Source organism: Paenibacillus sp. BC26 (assembly GCF_900116125.1).
Classification (GTDB): domain Bacteria; phylum Bacillota; class Bacilli; order Paenibacillales; family Paenibacillaceae; genus Paenibacillus_Z; species Paenibacillus_Z lignilyticus.
Map to the genome: position 1 here is coordinate 467867 of NZ_FPAD01000001.1, position 21162 is coordinate 489028.

Annotated in this window: 18 protein-coding genes; 16 read left to right on the plus strand and 2 right to left on the minus strand. The window is 50.6% G+C overall.

Annotation, left to right across the window (positions count from 1 at the left end):
- Positions 1 to 8: 8 nt before the first annotated feature.
- The 5 genes from BM412_RS02025 (at position 9) to BM412_RS32740 (ending at position 6856) form a co-directional block, all read left to right on the plus strand.
- Positions 9 to 806, plus strand: coding sequence for a glycosyltransferase family 2 protein (locus BM412_RS02025; protein ID WP_091213219.1), 798 nt, complete (start codon positions 9 to 11; stop codon positions 804 to 806).
- Positions 807 to 1582: 776 nt separating this feature from the next.
- A complete protein-coding gene (locus BM412_RS02030; RefSeq protein ID WP_091213221.1) occupies positions 1583 to 1912 on the plus strand; it encodes a hypothetical protein in 330 nt (109 codons plus the stop codon).
- A 59-nt stretch (positions 1913 to 1971) separates the two neighbouring features.
- On the plus strand, positions 1972 to 3543 hold the full coding sequence (locus BM412_RS02035; RefSeq protein ID WP_091213224.1) for an ABC-F family ATP-binding cassette domain-containing protein: 1572 nt from the start codon (positions 1972 to 1974) through the stop codon (positions 3541 to 3543).
- A 66-nt stretch (positions 3544 to 3609) separates the two neighbouring features.
- Positions 3610 to 4032 (plus strand): GNAT family N-acetyltransferase, encoded by a 423-nt coding sequence (locus BM412_RS02040; RefSeq protein WP_091213226.1) that lies wholly within the window; start codon positions 3610 to 3612, stop codon positions 4030 to 4032.
- Between the two features lie 343 nt (positions 4033 to 4375).
- Positions 4376 to 6856 (plus strand): carbohydrate-binding protein, encoded by a 2481-nt coding sequence (locus BM412_RS32740; protein WP_091213229.1) that lies wholly within the window; start codon positions 4376 to 4378, stop codon positions 6854 to 6856.
- A gap of 79 nt (positions 6857 to 6935) precedes the next feature.
- Here the strand turns inward: BM412_RS32740 and BM412_RS02050 are convergent, their stop codons facing one another.
- On the minus strand, positions 6936 to 7364 hold the full coding sequence (locus BM412_RS02050) for a hypothetical protein (protein WP_091213232.1): 429 nt from the start codon (positions 7362 to 7364) through the stop codon (positions 6936 to 6938).
- 183 nt (positions 7365 to 7547) lie between these two features.
- Here BM412_RS02050 and BM412_RS32825 point away from each other — a divergent pair, with 183 nt between their 5' ends.
- The 9 genes from BM412_RS32825 (at position 7548) to BM412_RS02095 (ending at position 19331) form a co-directional block, all read left to right on the plus strand.
- Positions 7548 to 8462 (plus strand): YfiT family bacillithiol transferase, encoded by a 915-nt coding sequence (locus BM412_RS32825; RefSeq protein WP_091213234.1) that lies wholly within the window; start codon positions 7548 to 7550, stop codon positions 8460 to 8462.
- A gap of 132 nt (positions 8463 to 8594) precedes the next feature.
- A complete protein-coding gene (locus BM412_RS02060; RefSeq protein ID WP_091213237.1) occupies positions 8595 to 10367 on the plus strand; it encodes a cache domain-containing sensor histidine kinase in 1773 nt (590 codons plus the stop codon).
- Positions 10368 to 10397: 30 nt separating this feature from the next.
- The gene (locus BM412_RS02065; protein ID WP_091213240.1) at positions 10398 to 12017 is read left to right on the plus strand and encodes a response regulator; all 1620 of its coding nucleotides are present in this window, start codon (positions 10398 to 10400) and stop codon (positions 12015 to 12017) included.
- 128 nt (positions 12018 to 12145) lie between these two features.
- A complete protein-coding gene (locus BM412_RS02070; RefSeq protein ID WP_256256083.1) occupies positions 12146 to 13138 on the plus strand; it encodes an ABC transporter permease in 993 nt (330 codons plus the stop codon).
- Between the two features lie 15 nt (positions 13139 to 13153).
- A complete protein-coding gene (locus BM412_RS02075; protein ID WP_256256084.1) occupies positions 13154 to 14083 on the plus strand; it encodes a carbohydrate ABC transporter permease in 930 nt (309 codons plus the stop codon).
- A gap of 96 nt (positions 14084 to 14179) precedes the next feature.
- Entirely contained in the window at positions 14180 to 15688 is a 1509-nt protein-coding gene (locus BM412_RS02080; protein ID WP_091213242.1) for an ABC transporter substrate-binding protein, read from the plus strand.
- Positions 15689 to 16082: 394 nt separating this feature from the next.
- Positions 16083 to 16721: a glycoside hydrolase family 11 protein gene (locus tag BM412_RS02085; protein ID WP_091213245.1), complete on the plus strand. Its 639-nt coding sequence runs from the start codon at positions 16083 to 16085 to the stop codon at positions 16719 to 16721.
- Between the two features lie 101 nt (positions 16722 to 16822).
- Positions 16823 to 17686, plus strand: coding sequence for a formylglycine-generating enzyme family protein (locus BM412_RS02090; RefSeq protein ID WP_091213247.1), 864 nt, complete (start codon positions 16823 to 16825; stop codon positions 17684 to 17686).
- A gap of 163 nt (positions 17687 to 17849) precedes the next feature.
- On the plus strand, positions 17850 to 19331 hold the full coding sequence (locus BM412_RS02095; RefSeq protein ID WP_091213249.1) for an aldehyde dehydrogenase family protein: 1482 nt from the start codon (positions 17850 to 17852) through the stop codon (positions 19329 to 19331).
- Positions 19332 to 19406: 75 nt separating this feature from the next.
- Here the strand turns inward: BM412_RS02095 and BM412_RS02100 are convergent, their stop codons facing one another.
- Positions 19407 to 19886: a hypothetical protein gene (locus BM412_RS02100; protein ID WP_091213252.1), complete on the minus strand. Its 480-nt coding sequence runs from the start codon at positions 19884 to 19886 to the stop codon at positions 19407 to 19409.
- Between the two features lie 231 nt (positions 19887 to 20117).
- Here BM412_RS02100 and BM412_RS02105 point away from each other — a divergent pair, with 231 nt between their 5' ends.
- Both BM412_RS02105 and pcp read left to right on the plus strand, forming a co-directional pair.
- Positions 20118 to 20387, plus strand: coding sequence for a zinc ribbon domain-containing protein (locus tag BM412_RS02105; protein ID WP_177245614.1), 270 nt, complete (start codon positions 20118 to 20120; stop codon positions 20385 to 20387).
- A gap of 36 nt (positions 20388 to 20423) precedes the next feature.
- Positions 20424 to 21074, plus strand: a complete 651-nt coding sequence (gene pcp / locus BM412_RS02110; RefSeq protein ID WP_091213257.1) for a pyroglutamyl-peptidase I — start codon at positions 20424 to 20426, stop codon at positions 21072 to 21074.
- Positions 21075 to 21162: the final 88 nt, after the last annotated feature.

The following is a 21162-nucleotide window of genomic DNA, read 5'->3' on the forward strand; positions in this document are numbered from 1 at the left end:
CAGGTAGGATGGGAAACCCGAGGGTGAGTATCGTCATCCCCTTTTATAACGACCCCTATGTGACGGAAGCCATCGAGAGTGCACTCGCGCAGACCTATGACAATATCGAAATTATTGTCGTGGATGACGGCTCGACGAAACATGCAGAGAAGCTGCGTCCGTATGAGGGACGAATTCATTATGCCGGTAAGGTGAACGGCGGCACGGCGAGCGCGCTGAACGCGGGGTTCCGTCTTGCCAGCGGTAAATATGTAGCCTGGCTGAGCTCCGACGACCGCTTCTATCCGGACAAAATCAGACGTCAAGTCGAGGCGATGGAAGAGCAGGAAGCGCTCATCAGCCACACCGGCTTCGACATCATCGACGGCCGCGGCAAGATGACGGAGCTCGACCTTATCCCGCCGGGCTACGAGAAAGGCGCGTTCTATCGCGCGCTGCAAACGAGCAACCCCATCAACGGCTGCACGGTCATGATGAGCAAGGCGCTCTACCGGATTACCGGCCCGTTTCATGAAGGGCTGAAGTATACGCATGATCTGGATTACTGGTACCGCGTGCTGCTGACCGGTATTCCGTTTCTGCTCATCCCGGAGCCGCTCAGCGCCTACCGCCGTCACGAGGAAATGGGAACCGTCCGCCACCGTGATGCGATTGCGGTAGAGGTGAAGTCAACGTTCGCCCAATACGAGAAACGTTGGCGCGCGTATATTACGCAGCTCGGCTTCGGCCCTCCTCGGAAGGCGAAAACGCCGACAGCGGTTGATCGTACGCGGGCGAATCAGAAACGGAAGTCGGCTCGCGGCTAGAGCTTTTCGGCCAGTGGACATTGGCGGATCCCCAATCTTAATGAAACTGCCGTTATCGACACTCGTTGTAACTTTTGCCGCCGCCGAATAATTCCACAGCAGCTTGGTTTTCAGCGCTAACGAATCCCAGAGGTCTTATTTGAGCGAAATGAGACGATTTGAACATCTAACGAATCCTACAGGTCTTATTTCATGTTTTCATGCCCTCATTTGCTCCAAATACCCGAAATAACGTCTCTACGATTCGTTAGAATAAATTTCGGGCTATATTTCGCTAAATAAGGCTTTTACGATTCGTTAGCGTGTTTAGTCGAAAACAGCGATGAAGGCAAAGTGTCTACGGGCCGCCCGTATATCAACGGGAAAGTCGCTCCAGCTCGGTGCTACCGTTCATCCTTCCACGTGCTGAATGTGACTCGGCGTCCGGAAAATGCTGCACGAAGCGCAGCATTTTCCGGTGGAATCGATCCGAATCGAGCAAATGTTGCCGTAAATGCAACATTTGCCAGCCAAACAAGGCGTTACCGCCTCTTGCGGGGGGAAATGCTGCATAACGCGCAACATTTCTCCAGGATTGAGGGCTAAAACTAGCAGATGTTGCCGATTCAGCAACATTCTCTTCAGCAGCGCTAAAACAGAGGCCGCGATGAAGTCAGAAGCGTGACTTTGCCGCTGTCTTTTGTTTTTTTTGTAATAAAGGGAAAGAACTGCAGCCTAGTAATCACAGCTCTATGATAGTATTGGAGAGGAGTCAGGTCGAAAATGAGGAGAGCGTTATGAAGAAGCTGGTGCTAATCCCTGCTGCCATCGTGTTCTACATGTATCTGTTTCTACTCTATTGGTTGTTTGCGGGTGTGTTCGCCTCGCTCAGCTATGCCCGGTTTATGGAGAGTATACATATTGAAATTAGCCCAATTCTATTCATTGTGATTTCGTATATAATTGCGGTCTTCATTTCATTGGCCATATGCTTTAGCGTGTTTCTGATTTATCGCAAGAGCAAAGCTATATTCTGGTGCCTGTGTATGGTTCATGTGGGCGTGACCTTGTGGCTCATTCAACTGGTAGGTCATGCGGGCGCGACTGTTGTGCGGGTTTCGGGTTAATTCTGTGCCAACAAGTGTTATAATCACCTAAGACTGTCTGAATCAGAAGGGGTATTGTCATGAGCGTAATACGACTGGAAGATGTAACGAAGAAATATGAAGAGACGCTGATCTTTCGTAATATTTATTTTAAAGTCACGCAAGGAGAACGAATCGGCCTAATTGGGCGCAATGGTGCGGGGAAGTCGACGGTATTCAAGCTCATTATGGGACAAGAAGAGCCTTCATTCGGAAATGTGGAAATTGATCCGCGGGTGCGAATCGGCTATTTCTCGCAATTCTCCGAAATGCATGGCAGCTTGTCCGTTCAACAGGAGCTCGAAAATTGCTTCGAGCAGGTCGCTCTGATCGAGCGTGAGCTGCAGGAGGTCGGGGAGAAGCTTGGTTTTGTCACCGATGATGGCGAAATGGAGCAGCTGCTTGCGAGACAGGCGGAGCTGTTCGAACAAATGGAGCATCTGGACGGCTGGAATGTGTCTGTTGAAATTAACACGGTGCTGACGAAGCTTGGCTTCAACGACAGGTCGCGCCATCAGCCGGTTGATGAACTGTCCGGAGGCTGGCGCAACCGTGCGGCACTTGCCAAGATGCTCATAGAGCAGCCCGATGTCGTACTGCTCGACGAACCGACAAACTACTTGGATATAGAAGGAATTACGTGGCTGGAGCAGTGGTTGTATCGCTTCAAAGGCGCCATGATCCTCATCTCGCATGATCGGCAATTTATCGATAAAGTGGTAACGCGTACGATTGAGATCGAAAACTATCATTTCCAAGAATACGAAGGCAACTACACGGATTATATTCGCAAGAAAAAGATGCGCAAGAAGGAGCTCGACCGGCAGTTCGAGTGGGAGGAAGAGCTGCTCCTGATGGAATCCGAAGCGATCGACAGCCGGGCAAGCCGCAAATCGTCGAAGGACCGCCTCTCCCGTCAGCTGGCGGATAACAAGAAACGGATCGAGCCGCATCCGGTTAACGTGCTGATTACGGATATTTACGAGAAGCTGCGTTTTCCGGACAAGCTGTGCGAAGTGAAAAATATTGGCCAATCCTACGAGGGACGGCAGATTTTCGAGCATGTCAGCTTCGATATACAGAAAGAAGATCGGTTGGTCATCGTGGGTCCGAACGGCAGCGGGAAGTCCACGATGATTAAGGTGCTCACAGGTCAGGAGAAACCTGAATCCGGCGAGGTAACGTGGGAGAAGGGCGTCAGCTACGCGTACTTCAACCGAATGTGGGAAGAACTCGATCCGAAGGATACGGTCAGCCACGCCGTGAACACTTACGGATTGGGCTTGGATGCTCCGCGCAAGAAGGTCAACAAATTCCTCTCGATGCTGCAGTTCTCGGAGATGGATCTAAGCAAGTTCATCGGCAATCTATCCGGCGGACAGAAAGCCCGCGTTGCACTGGCCAAATGCCTGCTCTCCGGAGCGGCCGTCATCATCTTGGATGAGCCGACGAACCATCTGGACCTCACGAGCATTCAGGTGATGGAACAGGCATTGATCCATTTCCCGGGGGCGGTCATTACAGTCAGCCATGACCGGTTCTTTATCGATAAGATCGGTACGAAGATGCTAACGTTCGATCCGTCAGCAGGAATCAGCATGCAGAATCTATAACCATATGAGAGGGCCGGACACTCCATGAAGTGATTCCGGCCTTCTAATTAAGGGGATCGCATCACAATGGAATTATCCATCTCAACAGAGTCGAATGCAGATGACAAAAGCTATGTAAGAAACCAGATGGCCGCATTTAATCAGAAGCATTTTCCGCAGGAATTGCGAGGCAGGTATCAAGAGGTGAACGTGTTCTTGAAGGATGCTGACGGTCATATCCATGGCGGCTTAGTCGGTGAGATATGCTGGAATTGGTTGGAGATCCACTACCTGTATGTAGATGAGCAGCTGCGTCATGGCGGCTACGGAACGAAGCTGCTTGATGAAGCGGAGCGGATTGCCAGGGAGAAAAAGTGCGATTTCAGCAAACTGGATACACTCAGCTTCCAAGCGCTGGACTTCTATAAGAAGCAGGGCTACGAAACCTATGGCGTGATCCCCAATGCCGGCGGTTTCGAGCATTATTATTTGAAGAAGGACCTAAGCTAGCTAATAGCCAACGTCCAGCATAACAAAGACCGGGTACCTCTCAAGAGGAGCACCCGGTCTTCTTCTGTCCATCCATTCTGTGCTCGATAGAAAGTCCATATTTTGCTAATAACATGTTTAAAAATTGCTTAGTCCATTATGGTACCTTTAAGATGCTGGTCTTAAGTAGACCTGATTTCCTCTCGCAGTTTCGTGAAAGCGCTTCAGTTTTGCAGTCATCGACATCCAGATTCATCTTGCCTAATCCGTTTGAGATGGAGGTGGTGTGGAGAAATGTGATCGGCTTTGATGAACGTAACGAATCGTTGGCTTACGAAACCATGTGAAAAGGAGACATGCAGCGATGTTCAGAAGAAAGTTGAAGCAAGGCGTCTATGGTGCCATGGCATTTGCGCTCATTGCCGGCAGTTTGCTTGTGAATGAGGGGAAATCCGAAGCGGCCCCGATTCCCGAAACGGTTGCGTACAGCGCATTTTCCTCCTTTGGTACAACGCAAGGCGCGGGCAATTGGTTCAATATGAAGAAGACAGGAAGCACGTATTCCTATCTCAGCGTCTATGATGCGACGGCCCCGGCCAAGTGGAAGGAAACTTCCGGTTATCCGTATGTAAGGGATTCCTTCTTTCACCCGGAGAGCACCTATGATGCGGTGAAGAAATGGGTTGCGCCGCAGGCAGGCAACGTTGATATTACGGGCAATGTGCTTAAAGTGAATGCCAGCAGTAACGGCGTTGTCGCGAAGATTTTCAAAAATACGACGCAGCTCTGGAGCGCTACCGTGACGTCGGCAGCCGATGTCACGCCAAGCGGGGTATCGAATATTCATGTCGAGGCTGGGGATGCGCTGTATTTTGTCATCAATGCGAACGGCAATATGAACTTTGATGAAACGAATTGGTCGCCGGTCGTGACGATGACAACGGCCATCAAGATCGAGGCGGAGAGCTATAACTCGATGTCCGGGGTAACGGCGGCAACAACGACAGATACCGGCGGCGGCCAGCAGGTGGGCAGCTTGGATACGAACGATTATATGGTGTATAACAATGTGAATTTAAGCGGCGGTTACAAGACGCTTGAGGCTCGCGTTGCGGCAACAGCGACGGGCAATAAGTTCGAGGTTCGTCTCGACAGCCTGACCGGTCCGGTAATCAGCACATTTACAGTGGCCAATACGGACAGCTGGAATACGTTCGAGACGCAAACCTGGCCGATCGCGGGCTCAGCAACAGGCACGCATAATCTATATGTGAAAGGGGTGTCGGGCTCCGGTATCGCGAATATCAATTGGATTCGCTTGACGAACAATAATTCGCGCGGTGCAACGATGCCTTTTACAACCTATGAGGCGGAAAGTGCTACACTTGGCGGCGGCGCGACTACGAATAATGATACAGCTAAGAAAAAGTTAGCCGCTTCGGGCAAAAGCTATGTACACCTCGATGCAACGGGAGAGTCTGTCCAGTGGACGAATGTTCGCGATGCGAATCGGATGATAGTGCGGTACAGCATTCCGCAGAATACGAGCGGGACGCTGGCCCTCTATGTCAACGGCGTGAAACGTCAAGATTTATCGCTCACCTCTACGTTCAATTATGATACAGCGCCGGGAAACTCGTATGTACGGAGCTTTGACGATAAGGATTTCGCCATTGATATCAATGCCGGGGATACGATCAAGCTGCAAAAGGATTCCGGCAACGGCCTCGCTTGGTATGGGATCGATCTGATTGATCTGGAAACGGCGGCGGCTCCGATTGCGATGCCGGCGAATTATATCTCCGTCAAATCGGCGCCATACAATGCGGTCGGCAATGGGGTCGCGGATGATACGGCAGCGATTCAAAGTGCGGTTAACGCCGCTGCTTCCGCTGGCAAGAACGTCTGGTTCCCTCCCGGAACCTATAACCAAAGCGATAAAATCGCCGTCCCTTCAGGTGTTAGCCTGAAAGGTGCCGGCATCTGGTATTCCCATTTGCATAGCACGGTTACCAATGGAATTTGGGGCGGCGAGGTAGGATTCACGCTTAACAATAATACGACGATCTCCGATCTTCGTATCAGCAGCGTGGATACGCAGCGGGATGCGCATTATGGCATTATCGTGCTCACTAATCCGGGTACGGGTTCTAACAATGTGCTGCAAAATCTGTGGGCAGAGCATATGGGCTGCTTGGAGGGCTGGACGGATTGGTCGAACTCCACCATTCAGAATGTGCGGCTGTATAATACGTACTTCGACGGGATCCATTGGGGCGATGACGGGAACGCCGGCAACGTAGCGCAGAATAACTTCATGCGTGGACTTGGCGATGATGGAGTTGCGCAGGTGAACCTGATGAACTTCCCGGGCGTCGCAAACAACAACATCGCGCAATTCAACACGATTATCGCCAGCTACTGGGGACGCGGGATGTCCGACGTTGGCGGCAACAGCTTGATCTATCGCGATAACTACATCGACAGTACGTTTAATGCAGGCATGATCGTCACGACGGAGCCGGTTGAACCGACGAAGCCTTCGTATACGATCAACGGCCTCAAATTCCAACGGAATACGATTAACAAAGCGGGTCATACCGGCCACAATCATGCAGGGATTCAGTTCTGGCTCTACGTGAACCCGATGCTTAATGTACGAATCGAGCTCAACAATATAACCAATGGTGAGACCGAAGGCATTCATATCGACAACACGTCCTATGGGGACAGCGGCGGTCGAACGCAATTCAACTTCAACGTTGCTTCCGGCAATGCGCTGGCGAACTACACGAATGCAAATCCGTTGGTCGTGCCGGTGTTAAACGGGAATACAGGGTTCTAGCAATCGGAGGACCTTGCAACGATATGTAATGCGAAGGCAGTCGATCAACACCGATCGACTGCCTTTCCTTTGCCGTTGGTTATCCGAAATAAGCGGAAGCGTTCAAGTTCTCCGGACCGACGCGAGCGATTCCTTCTGAGCGAGCGATTGCGAATAACGTGTAGAGTTGCAGCCCTGATACAGGAGCAGGAATATTGTAATCGGAAGCAGAGAATCCGACCGTGTGTATGCCGGAATCGAACGAGTGCTGGGATTTGTAGATAAGCGAATCGACGATCGTAAGACCTCGTACCATGTAAAGCTCCAGTAGGAAACCTTGCGGAAAATCCGTCGGAAGCGCGACGCCCGCCATCCCCGTCAACTGAACCCGGATAATTCCCGGGGTATTGTGTGGAATGTTCAGTCCTACCTGTCCGACGACGACGGGGGTATCGAGCGGGAAAGTATCAAACTCCGTGAGAACGACGGGAATATTGCTGGATGTTCGTGCATCGATAAGTTGTCCCACAGTATCACCTATTCCTTTTCTACTAAAATATGCGGCATTGCTAGAAAAGGGTCGGGATGCATGCCTGCAGGAGCGTGAAAAGGATTCATTTTATCGTTGCTCGATTATAATTGCTCGAATATAGTTGAGATGATTGTGACGGTGATAGAATCGTAATCCTCAGGAAAGGCGGTAACCAAACCCATGGACGACATTCGCTTCCCAATCGGACCGTTTCAAGCGGCGCCGATTACTACACATGAAGAACGAGCAGCCCTCATCAAGGAGATTCCCAATATTACCAAGGCATTGAGGAAGCTGGTTCGAAGCCTCGGCTCGGAACTACTGGACACTCCATACCGCGAAGGCGGCTGGTCCGCAAGGCAAATCGTGCATCATCTGGCCGACAATGATATGAATGCGTATTTGAGGTTCAAGCGCGCATTAACGGAGGAAGAGCCGCTCGGCGCGACGTATCGGGAGGATTTATGGGCGGAGCTGCATGATTATAGAGAGGCGCCGATCGAGGATGCGCTTGATTTATTGGAGCTGCTGCATCGGCGTTTTGTGACGTTGCTTCAAGGGTTGAAACCAGAGCAATTCAGCAGAAAGCTACGAACGCTGGCGCTTGGGAGCATCACGCTGGATACAGCGCTGCAGCGGTTTGTTTGGCATAACCGCCATCATGCGGCGCAGATCGAATCGCTGTGGTTTCGCTTGAGCTGGAGCGGGTCAGCCGCGATCTGTTTCAATGCATCCGGCGAGCTTCTCATGGTGCTGCAAGGGAAACCGCATGAGGAGAAAAGATGGTCCGTGCCGTCAGGAGGACGGGAAACGAACGAATCCTATGAGGACTGCTGCATCCGCGAGGTGTTCGAGGAAACGGGCTATCGCATTCGATTGGGGGATCAACTCCTATTGAAACATGATAGAATCGCCTACTTCCGAGGCGACATTGTTGGAGGCGATCGTTGTATCCAAGATCCCGACGGACTGATCTATGATATCGCTTGGAAGTCGGCGGATGAGATCAGGGAGCTGGCGTTATGTTTTGAAGAAGATCGAGAGCTGCTTATTCGATTCATAGAGGAACGCGGCGGTGCAGGAAACGAGACCTAGAAACGGACTATCCTAACACTGGGTATATAGAATGGGAGTACACCGCGAAAATCGGGATATTTTGTTGCCGCTTTCATTCGTGTAAGGTATGCTGATAGTGGATTGAATGCTATCAAGCGAGGGTGGAATCCTATGCCATTTTGGCAATCCGTTCGTTTCAAGATCGTATTCGGCTTTCTCCTCATGACCGCGCCGATGGTGCTCTTCCTTGTCTACAATAATATCTATGCGACTAAAGTCGTGCGTGATCAAATCTCGCTGCACTACAACAATTTAATGGAGCAGCAGGTGCAAAATAACGACGCGATCCTGCAGGAAACGATGCGTTATTTGTATCGCATGCAGGGCGACCCCAACATTCAATCGCTGCAGGAGCTGTCTCTGGCCGAAGAAGACTCGGACTATACGATGGTGAAGATGGAGCTGACGAGACGGTTCCTGCTCGATACCGGCTACTACAATAAAGTGGACACGTTCTTCGTTTATTCCCGCAAGGACGACGATATGTTCTTCGCTACGCAATACAGCTTCCATTTCGCGGAAGTGCAGTCCGCCCTACAGGACTATACCACGAAACTAGCCTCCAAGGATTTACCGGAAGAAACGCAGCGCTGGGAGCGTTTCTCCATTCCGAACGACACCAATTATCTCATCAAAACCGTCGATCTGGGCTCAGGCGTTTACATTGGCGCACTCGTGCAGGTCGATCGATTAAACGAGGTCTTAAGCAAATTTGACGTTGGACCCGATGGCGCTGCGTTCGTCGTCGATCCTGCGGGCAACCCTTTAACGAACTCCCCGTTGCCTGTAGTAAAGGAATCCATCGTGCAGATGGATATTGTGGAGATGACCAAGCAAAACAGAACGACTTGGAATCAGAATCATTTTCTCGTCATCACGCAGCCTTCGGCCATATCGGATATCCACTATATGATCGTAATTCCGGAAACGTATATTTTGAAAAATCTCCCCTATTTCCAAAAAATGCTCTATATCTGGATTCCGCTAACCGTGGCCATCGTCTTATCCTTCTATTTGCTATTCCTCCAGCGCGTCATGTTTAAGCCGCTAGTTGCACTGGTACGGGGGATGCGGAAGCTGGGCCAAGGCCAGTTCAACGTCAGGATGCCGGTTAACACCGATAACAGTGAATTCGCCTTTATGTCAGGGACATTCAACCAGATGGCCGAGCAAATCGAGAAGCTTAAGATTGACGTCTACGAGGAGCAGATCCGTGTTCAGAAGGCGGAGTACAAGCATCTGCAGATCCAGATTAATCCTCATTTCTACATGAACAGCTTGAACATTATTTATAATTTGGCCGCCTTGAAGGATTACAAGCTGGTTCAGAAAATGAGCTTGCACCTAGCGGACTACTTCCGTTTCGTCATGCTCGGCCATCGCGCCGTAGTTTCGCTTGAAGATGAGATTCGGCATATCGAGCATTATCTGGAGATCCAGAAAATCCGCTATGTGGCGAAGCTGGAGTACGAAATCCAAATGATTCCGGAGCATGCAACGGTGCCGATTGCCCCTTTATTGCTGCAGCCTTTTGTCGAGAACTCGGTCATTCACGGGTTTAATAAGAAGGTTCAAGACGGCATGCCTTTCCGCATCGGCATTTACTCGGAGCAGGATGAAGAGGACGCTAGCAGGTTCATTAAACTAACCATCATTGACAATGGTCCGGGGTTTCCGGAAGCCGTTCTCGAGGGGCTGCAAACCGGCGTTGAGCTTGAAGGTTCCGGCGAGCATCACTTGGGAATCTGGAACATTCTGCGCCGCTTCCGAATGTTATACGGCCATGAAGGCGGCATTACGTTCATGAACGGGAAGCCCGGAGGGGCTATCGTGCAAATGCGTCTCCCCATAGAGAGGCCTAATACGTTCGAAGGCCATGATTAACGGTCAGACATATGAAGGAGGGCGAAAATAATGGTCAGCATGCTTGTTGTGGATGATGAAATCTATGCGCTGAAAGGAATCGCACAAGGGATCGACTGGAGTGACTTACCGATCCAGTCCATATGGGAAGCAGAGGATGTGACTCAATCCATTCGGGTGCTGCAGGAGCAGCCTGTGGACTTGGTCATCTCGGATATCGAAATGCCCGGCATGAACGGACTTGAGCTTCTGCGCTGGATTCGGGACAACAAGCCGCAGACGCTGACGATATTCCTCACGGGACATGCCAGATTCGATTATGCGCAGGAGGCTATGCATAACGGCTGCTTTGACTACATATTAAAGCCGGTCGATCACGATGATCTGAAGGCGATTGTGAAACGGGCAATCACCGAGATCGGGATGCGAAGAGAGAGACAGCAAATCGAACAATTGGTGGATGCGAACCGCAGACAGTGGACGAGCCAGCTTCCGATATTGGTGGAGCGTTTCTGGCAAGAGCTGCTGGCAGGCCGAGTGAGGCTGTCCCCGGAACGGCTCCATCGGCAGTTGGAATCCTATCAAATCCCGCTGACTGCAAGCAGCAAAGTTCTGCCGGTCCTGCTCAGCATCGAGCAATGGGATATTGAGCTGGATGCGCGGGATGAGAGCATCATGGAGTATGCGCTGCGCAAATCTGCCGCGGAGATCATCTTAGGGAACTGGCCGGGCACGGTGCTGCAGGATCGAAATGAACTCAATATAACCCTTCTTTATTTGGACGACAGCGAAATCGCCGATCGCGATCTGTTGCTTCAGCGATGCGCCGAGTACGTGCGGGCATGCCAGAACTATTTTCACTGCAGAGTTTCCTGTTATGTGGGAGAGGCGGCAGCTATCGGCGGACTGGCAGGCGCGCTTGAACGATTGCAGCACTTGGAACGAGCCAATGTATCCGCGCCGCAATCCGTGCAGGATGCGACAACACAAGCGGGAAATGAAGCTGTCGGTACGGATACGGGGATTCCCATTCCTTCTTTCACCGACTGGGGGGCACTCCTCGATAATGGCGGACATGAACAGCTCGTCATCCAATTGGAAGAGACGTTAAAGCGCTGGCAGGTTGAGCAAGCAAGCCGTGAAGCGCTGGAGCTGTTTCACTATGGGTTCCTGAATATGCTGTATCGCTCAGCTTATCTCAAAGGGTTCTCGATCTACGATGTGTATACGGTTCATGAATTGAAGGACATTCAAGCCGCGCGGAATTCGCAGCAGCTGATGATATGTTCCGGGAGAATGGTAACCAAGATGGGACAAGCGCTGGCAGAGCGTCCTCGCGATGCATCAGCCGTCATTGCGAAGGTGAAGGGATTCATTCAGGAGCATGTTCATACCGAACTGACGCGTGACGACATCGCTGCGCATGTCTATCGCAATCCGGCTTATTTGTCACGCTTATTCCGCAAGGAAACGGGGGTCTCCCTGTCGGACTATATGACGGAGCTGCGCATCGAACGAGCGAAGCATTTCCTGGTGGAGACGAATGATAAAGTCAGCAACATCGCAGAGGAAGTCGGCTATGTTCACTTTTCTTATTTTGCCAAGCTGTTCAAGAAGATGACCGGATTATCCCCTCAAGATTATCGCAAGAAGCATCAGAACCTCCGCTAGTTCCCCACCTCGCATTCTATTCCCCCAAATGTCACTAGAGTGCTATGTGCGTCATCACAGTAGATAGATGGAGTCGGTTCCCAGCCCTTACAATGAATGTACAAGAGAACGAAAGGATGGTTATGGGGATGACTCCTTCAACGGAAGCCGCGGAAGTCGTAGCGAAGGCGAAGGCGCCTAAAACACGAACCAAGCAAAATATCGGCTACTGGAAAAGATTCGGAGCTTTCTATATTATGATGGCTCCCGCGCTGCTCGTGTTGTTGATGAACAATTACCTTCCGATGATCGGCTCTTTAATCGCTTTTAAACAAATCGAGTATACGTCGACGAGCTTCATTCGAAGTTTTCTGGAGAGCAAGTGGGTAGGGTGGGAAAACTTCAATTATCTGTTTAGTACGACCGATGCTTGGACCATCACCCGAAACACCCTAGCCTATAACGCGGTCTTTATCGTCTTGAACCTGGTAATCGGCGTAACGCTCGCGCTTCTCTTCAACGCCATGCGAAACCGACGGTTGGCGAAGCTCCACCAAACGGCGATGTTCCTGCCTTACTTTCTGTCGATGGTTGTTATTTCCTATCTTGTATACGCTTTCTTGAATCCGGATATCGGTATCTTTAACAAAATCGTGCTTCCTGCGCTTGGGATCGAGCCAATCGATTGGTATACGGAGTCCAAGTGGTGGCCGTTCATTCTGCCCATCATTAATACTTGGAAAGGGATCGGCTATTATGCGGTCATCTTCCTCGCGGCCATTATCGGGATCGACAACGAGTATTATGAAGCGGCGACGATCGACGGAGCTTCCAAATGGCGCCAAATTTTCAGTATTACGCTGCCGCTGATCCGGCCGGTCATTATCATCCTCACCTTTCTCCAGATCGGTCGTATTTTCTACTCGGATTTCGGGTTGTTCTTCCAAGTGACTCGGAATTCAGGCATTCTCTACGACACGACGCTCGTCATTGATACTTACGTGTATCAAGGCTTTATCGTAAGCGGGGATATCGGGATGTCCTCTGCGGCGGGCTTGTACCAAGCAGTGGTCGGATTCGTACTGGTGCTGCTATCAAATCTGGTCATTCGTCGGATCAGCAGAGACGATGCCTTGTTCTAAGGAGGATTCATACGCATGGCGATGACGATGGTGACCAAACGGAAAAAGGGACTTCATGAAATATCGAACCTTTCGAATTTCTTTATCAACGGATTCTTCTGGATTTACACGCTGTTATGCGTTCTGCCGCTGCTGCTCGTCATTGCCGTTTCCTTCTCCGACGAGAATCTGGTTCTCGTTAACGGCTATAAGTTCTGGCCGGAGAAGTTCAGTGCATCCGCCTATGATTTTCTGCTGAGCGATTGGCAGAGCATCGTAAGATCGTATGGCACTTCGTTGTTCGTTACGGTGGTCGGCACTTTAATTGCGCTCACGATGATGTCGCTGTTCGCGTATCCGATTTCCAGACCGGACTTCAAGCATAGAAAAATATTTTCCTTCATCATGTTCTTCACGCTGCTCTTCAATAGCGGATTGGTACCTTTCTATTTACTGTACGCTCAAGGGCTTCACATGCGGGATAACATCTGGGCGCTCATGATTCCGATGTTCGTTCAGCCGTTCTTCGTACTCGTGCTGCGCACCTTCTTTACGAACTCAGTTCCGCCTGCCCTGCTCGAATCAGCGAAGATTGACGGTTCAGGCGAATGGCGGATTTTCGCTCAAATCGTACTCCCGCTTTCCTTGCCCGTATTGGCGACGGTTGGCTTGTTCTGTACGCTGAGCTATTGGAATGATTGGTTCCTAAGCTTATTGTTCATCAATCATGACACGTTGTACACGATTCAGTTCCGTATGTATCAGGCGCTGCTTGATATCACCTTCTTAAGTGCCAACTCGTCGGCGTACTCGGCGATTTTGGCTCAGAATCCGGATTACCAATTGCCCACAGAAACGGTGACGATGGCGATGGCGGTTGTCGGTATCGGTCCGATCGTGTTTGCTTACCCGTTCTTCCAGCGTTACTTCATCAAGGGATTGACCGTTGGTGCGATTAAGGGATAGGGAAATGGGAGCAGGCGGTTCTATTAATTTGGCTCGTTCCGGTTCAACCGGTTGAGTATACAGCGCACATCATCTTATAAAGGGAGGCACTACCGCATGTTCAAAGAAAAAAGCAAGCTGGGAAAAAGCATCTCTCTGATTTTGGGCGGAAGCCTTGTTTTATCCGTGGTACCGGTTGCCAGCGCCGCTGGTAGCAGCACGCTGGCACCTTACAAGCTTACCTTGTATTATCCGGGTTCCCCTGCCAAAGATGAGGCCCAGATCGAAGCGAAAATGAGCAGGTATCTGACAGACAAAATCAATGCGACGATTGATCTCATTCCGATCGACTGGGGCCAATGGGACAGCAAGATGAATCTGCTGAAAGCAAGCCGCGAGCCGATGGACGTCATCTTCACGGCACAATGGAACGGCCATGCGAACGACGTGGCGAAGAAAGTGTTCCTTGCGCTCGACGATGCGAAAGGTCCGGCCGGCAATTTGCTTAGCAAATACGGAAAAGACATCACGAAGTCGCTCGATCCGGCATTCCTGGCAGGAGCCAAAGTGAACGGTCATAACTATGGCGTGCCGACTAACAAAGAGCTGGCTGCGCAAGGCGGCGTTATCTACCGTAAAGATATTGCGAGTCAGCTCGGCTTGACCGCTCAGCTGAATGCAGTGAAAACGGTAAATGACCTTGCTCCGATCTTGGCGAAAGTGAAAGCGAAAAAGCCAAGCATGACGCCGCTGTTCCTGCGTGACGGCGAAACCTTCAACTCGCACTATTTCATTCAGCAGGATTACCTCGGCGATACGACAATTGAAGGTCTGATTCGCAAAGACGGCACAAGCACGAAGGTGATTACGCGCTTCGACGATAAGAAGTATATGGATCAGTTGAGCTTGACCCGCAGCTTCTACAAGAAAGGCTACATCAACAAAGATGCGGCAACAACGCAATTGTCCGGACAGGATGCGTTGAAGAAGGGCAATGTGTTCATGATCGTTGCTTCCTTGAAGCCGGGCAAAGATGCCGAGATGGCGATTGCAGCGAATCTGGCAGGTAAACTGCAGCAGATCAACATGACGGAGCGCACCGTATCGACGGGCGAAACCGCGGGCTCCATGCTGGGGATTTCCACGACTTCCAAGAATCCGGCACGTGCGATGATGTTCATCAACCTGCTTCACTCCGACAAATACTTGAATAACCTGCTCAACTTCGGTATTCAAGGCGAGCATTACGAGAAAGTATCGAGCGAAATCATTAAGCCAGGTCCGAATGCGGCGAACTACAATCCGGGTGCGACTTGGATGTTCGGTAACCAATTCTTGAACTATGTTTGGAATACGGAAGCTCCGGACAAATGGGCACAGTTCAAAACGTTCAACAAAGGCGCGAAACTGTCGCCGGCGCTAGGATTCACCTTTAATGCGCAGCCGGTGAAATCGCAAGTAGCGGCCCTCGTTACCGTACGCAGCAAATACATCGCCGGTCTGGAAACAGGCGCGATCGATCCTTCGAAAGCGGCCGAGTTCCAGAAGAAAGAGAAAGCGAACGGGCTCGATAAAGTGCTCAAAGAGAAGCAAAAGCAATTGAACGCATTCCTTGCTGCGAAGTAAGAGAGTTGCTGGAGTTGAAACCCGCTAGGCCTTCGGCTTGGCGGGTTTCTGTTTAGGTTCTATGTCGTGAACTTATTACGCCGTGTCCTATCGTCCAGCATGGGAACGAACATTATACACGTATCGATATCGGGGGCACTGGCACTTACGTTCCGTATCTATGGAGCGAGTAGCTGGTTTTTTTTGTCGACTTTAGCCTGGTGAAGCCTCGCTAGCATGTAAAAATAAGTTAAAAATACAGGGGTTTATCTATAGTTTCCCAAGTTGTTTGTGAATACGCTTACATTCTATAATTTAGCAAGAAGGAGGTGGGATCTGAAGCTTTTGCAGAAAGGAATGAATCCGTAACGCTTGAACAAGTAGTTACAAATTTACTAATTTCAGGAGGTATATGATGTTTAAATCCAAAAAGAAATTGTTTACGGCAGTACTAGCGGCTTCCATGGGCTTCGGCATGTTTGCGGCAACCTCGAATGCGGCGGCGACGGACTATTGGCAGAACTGGACTGACGGCGGCGGGACGGTTAATGCCACGAACGGATCCGGCGGCAATTACAGCGTCAACTGGTCAAATACCGGCAACTTCGTTGTCGGAAAAGGCTGGAATACCGGTTCGCCGACGCGGACGATCAGCTACAATGCCGGCGTATTCTCGCCATCGGGCAATGCGTATTTGACGCTTTACGGATGGACGAGGAACTCGCTCATCGAATACTACGTCGTCGATTCGTGGGGCACATATAGACCTACCGGAACGTTCAAAGGCACCGTCACTAGCGATGGCGGAACGTACGACATCTACACGACGCAGCGGGTCAACGCGCCTTCCATCGACGGCACTGCAACGTTCACTCAGTACTGGAGCGTAAGGCAGTCGAAGAGAGCGACCGGCAGCAACGTCTCGATCACGTTTGGCAATCACGTTAACGCATGGAAGAGTAAAGGCATGAATCTGGGCAGCAGCTGGTCGTACCAGGTGTTGGCGACAGAGGGCTATCAAAGCAGTGGAAGCTCTAACGTAACGGTGTGGTAACAGTCGCTTAACCGTATCCGAATGAATCATTGATATTGTTTAAGGCCCCCGGTCTCGTAACCGGCGGCCTTATCTATTTCAAACCTAAAGGGGAACTATCAATGAGAAAGCCAGTAGTGATCCTGCACATGGCAATCATGGTTGTCGTCAGCGCTTGTACGCAAGAAAAGGCGGATATGCAAGAAAAGCCTGATCGCTTTGTGCTAGTCAAAGGCGGAGCGTTTATAAACTCAACATCCAGCTTCTACAACAAAGGAATGACTATTCCAAGTTTTTATATGAGCAAATATGAGGTCACGCAGCGAGAATGGATCGAAATTATGGGAGGCAATCCTTCGCAATTCAAAAGCAACGAGCTGCCTGTCGAAACGGTCAGCTGGTATGACGCTGTCGCGTATTGTAATAAAAGGAGTTTCCAAGAGGGCTTACAAGAGTATTACACGATAGATAAGAGCAATAAAGACCCGCATAATTCGAATGAACACGATGTTGTCAAATGGACTGTAACAATCAATGAAGGTGCCAACGGGTACCGGTTGCCGACAGAAGCGGAATGGGAATATGCCGCGGGAGGAGGCCAGTTGAGCAAGAGCTACGCCTACAGCGGAAGCAACCAAGCAAATGAAGTAGCCTGGAATTGGATGAATGCCGGAGATAAAATTCTATCCGGGGACTGGAACTGGCCAGCCATAGAAAACAATCATAATCAAACGAAGACGATCGGCACCAAGCAGCCCAATGAGCTGGAACTGTACGATATGTCAGGGAATGTAAGGGAATGGTGCTGGGAGTGGTACGCGGACTCGAATGTTGAAAGCGGCTCTTATCGGGTAGTAAAGGGCGGAGGCTGGATCGGCGACGTCAGCAACAATGCGGTATCTTTTCGCGGCAAGTTCGAGGCGAACGGCTTCGGCCCCGATCAAGGGTTCCGAGTCATTCGCAGCGAGTCGCCTGCGAAATCGTAAGCGAGTTTGGATTCCTTTAGCTTTTTCTAATAAGTAGGCGACGGTTGCTGTGCTTTCCTGGTTCGCAGGCCGCAATATATGCGCAGTTATTAAATTGGACATTCCCCCATATATTAGGAATTGTAGCGAAAATAAAACAATCATAATGGAGGGATGTCAACGAATGGCACAGGAAGTTAAAGTAAACCAATCGATTGAAAATCAACTCAAGAAGCCGCAGCAGCTGTTTATCAATGGTCAATTTATACCTTCAGCTGAAGGCAAAACGTTCGTAAGCTATAATCCGGCAACCGGAAAGCCGCTTGCGCAGGTGCACGAAGGCAAAGAAGAGGATATTAACCGCGCCGTTGCCGCAGCAAGAAACGCCTTTGAAAGTGGTCCTTGGCGTACAATGAGCGCCTCTGAGCGCGGTCGTCTCTTATTTAAACTCGCCGATTTAATTGAAGCAAACCGCGAAGAGATTGCGCAGCTCGAGTCGCTCGATAACGGTAAACCGATCCGCGAAACGCGAGCAGCCGATCTTCCGCTTGCAATAGATCATTTCCGCTACTACGGCGGATGGGCAACCAAAATTACCGGACAAACTATTCCCGTTGCCGGTGAGTATTTCAACTACACCAGGCACGAGCCTGTCGGCGTTGTCGGACAAATCATTCCGTGGAACTTCCCGTTATTAATGGCGGCATGGAAACTGGGTCCCGCCCTTGCCACAGGCTGTACCGTCGTGTTAAAGCCCGCAGAACAAACACCGCTGTCCGCGCTTTATTTGGCAAGGCTCATTCAAGAAGCCGGCTTTCCGGATGGTGTCGTTAACATTGTCCCGGGCTTTGGTGAAACGGCAGGCCAGGCGCTTGTCAATCACCCCGATGTGAATAAAATTGCCTTTACCGGATCGACGGAAGTCGGCAAACTCATCGCGCGTCAAGCGGCGGACCACGTTAAACGTGTAACCCTTGAGCTTGGGGGCAAATCACCGAACATTATATTGCCGGATGCGGATCTCTCCCGCGCGATCCCCGGTGCGCTCGCTGGCGTGATGTTTAACCAAGGACAGGTGTGCTGCGCCGGAAGCCGCGTGTACGTTCAGAAAAAAGCGTATGACAACGTGGTTGCGGACATGGCGTCCTATGCAGCCAAAATTAAACAGGGACCCGGTATTCATTCTGACACGGAAATGGGTCCGCTTGTGTCGCTGGAGCAGCAGCAAAAAGTGCTCGGCTATATTCGTCAAGGACGTGTTGAAGGCGCGGAACTTGTTTGCGGTGGGGAGGACCGATTTGATGCCGGCTATTACGTCAAACCGACGATCTTTGCCGACGTTGACGAATCGATGACCATTGCCCGCGAAGAGATCTTTGGTCCGGTCGTGTGTGCGATTCCGTTTGAATCCATCGATGATGTGATCGATCGCGCCAATAACAGCGAATACGGACTTGCCGCTGGCCTGTGGACGGAGAACCTTAAAAACGCGCACTATGTAGCCAACCGGCTTCGTGCAGGCACGGTGTGGGTGAATTGCTACAATATGTTTGACGCCGCTTCTCCCTTCGGCGGCTATAAGCAGTCTGGCATCGGGCGCGAAATGGGCGACTACGCGCTTCGCAACTACACCGAAGTCAAAAGCGTTTGGATTAATATGCAATAACAATAAACTGAAAAAAGGGCCAATGAACGCGAAGCATCGCTTCCGATCATTGGCCTTTTCTTCATTTGAAGAGCTCTAAGTCGATCCAGCCGAAGCGATGCCGTTGAATACGGCAGGGCCGGCGAGAACGAGAGAGAAATAACCGTCCGTCGCAATAAACAGCGTGTAACGAATTTGTTGGCCTAAAACGTCGGCAGCCGGGGGGAAGTCGCCAGCAGATACGCTGATCGGGAACAAGGTACTCCAACGATAAATATTAAACTGCTGATTGAGGATCATGACACCTGTTCCGGCAGTGCCATCGCCGCCGCGTTCTATGGTAAGAGTCACGACAGTTGGATCTAGAATTCCCTCTTCAGGTTCTACTGCCGGTGCGAAATCGATGACTGCCGTCCCTGTCAATGCGACGCGGACGTTGGACGTGTTTAAGGGTATTGCGCCCAAAACTTGCAGGCCGATGTCTCCGATCAAAATAGGCAAATTGTCTAATGGCTCTGATCCGCCAAAATCGTTACTGTGAACGGAAATACGAGAATCCAGAAATTGAATGGGCATGTAATCACCTCCAATCCACACTATTATTCTATGAGTTTTGATAGGAATTGGACTAGTCTATGGCGCATTTATCGTGCCTGGAATCCGGTTAAAGGACGAAAGACTCAATTGGAAAAGCCAGGGAGGTAATCGTGCTGGCGATAGAGAAGAAAGGGAAGGGAACTACTATTAATGCGATGAGAAGCGAAAAGGAGAATTACAATGGTTGGAGCGATTATATTATGGATCATTATGATAGCCTTTTTATTTTTCATCCTACACGCGGTCATTCAGTCCGCACTGGATTCGTCGAACATGGCGAAGAACATTCAGGATATTCGAGACTACTTATATGATACGAAGAGAGAAGGAAAAACTAACAAACGCGCTGTTGCCGAGCAGCTTCTATCGACTCAGCCGGGCGCACCGCAAGACCTTTACGAGGAATGCCCCGCTTGCGGCGAGAAGATCATCCAGCATGAGCCGGAATGTCCAAGCTGCGGCTTGAGACTGAAGGATTAACGGCTATTCAGCATCCCGTGGGAGGAGCGAAACGACATGAACAAAATACTGTTAACCGGCTTTGACCCGTTTGGCGGAGAAACGATCAATCCCGCTTGGGAGGTGGTCAGCGACGTTCACCGACGAAAGGCTTTTTCAGAACTCCAAGTGGAGGCCAGACAGATTCCGACGGTGTTCACAACATCCATAGAAGTGCTAAGGCAGGCGATCCTAGAGGTGCAGCCGGAAGTGGTCATCTGTGTCGGGCAAGCCGGCGGCCGCAGCGACATCGCCTTAGAGCGAGTGGCAATTAACTTGAACGATGCCCGTATCCCGGATAATGAGGGAAATCAGCCAATGGATGAGCCGATCTTCGAACAGGGTCCGGCAGCGTATTGGTCCTCTCTGCCGATTAAGACCATTACCGCGCAACTGCGCAAAGCAGGCATTCCGGCTTCCGTATCCCATACCGCGGGAACATTCGTATGCAATCATCTCTTCTATGGGCTTCAGCATATGATTGCGACGGAATTTCCGGGGATAAGAGGCGGCTTCATTCATATTCCATACCTACCCATCCAAACCGCGCAGAAACCACAGCTGCCGAGCATGAGCCTGGAAACCATGGTAGAAGCGATCGAAATCGCCGTAATTGCCAGTGTTCAGCATGATCGCGATATCGTTGCGTCTGAGGGTCAGCTGCACTGACGAAACAATCAAGATTTCTATAGCAAAATCGAAAAAACGGTCGTTTTTTTATATTGTCCACGTTTCTGCAAAAGCCTAGAATACAGAC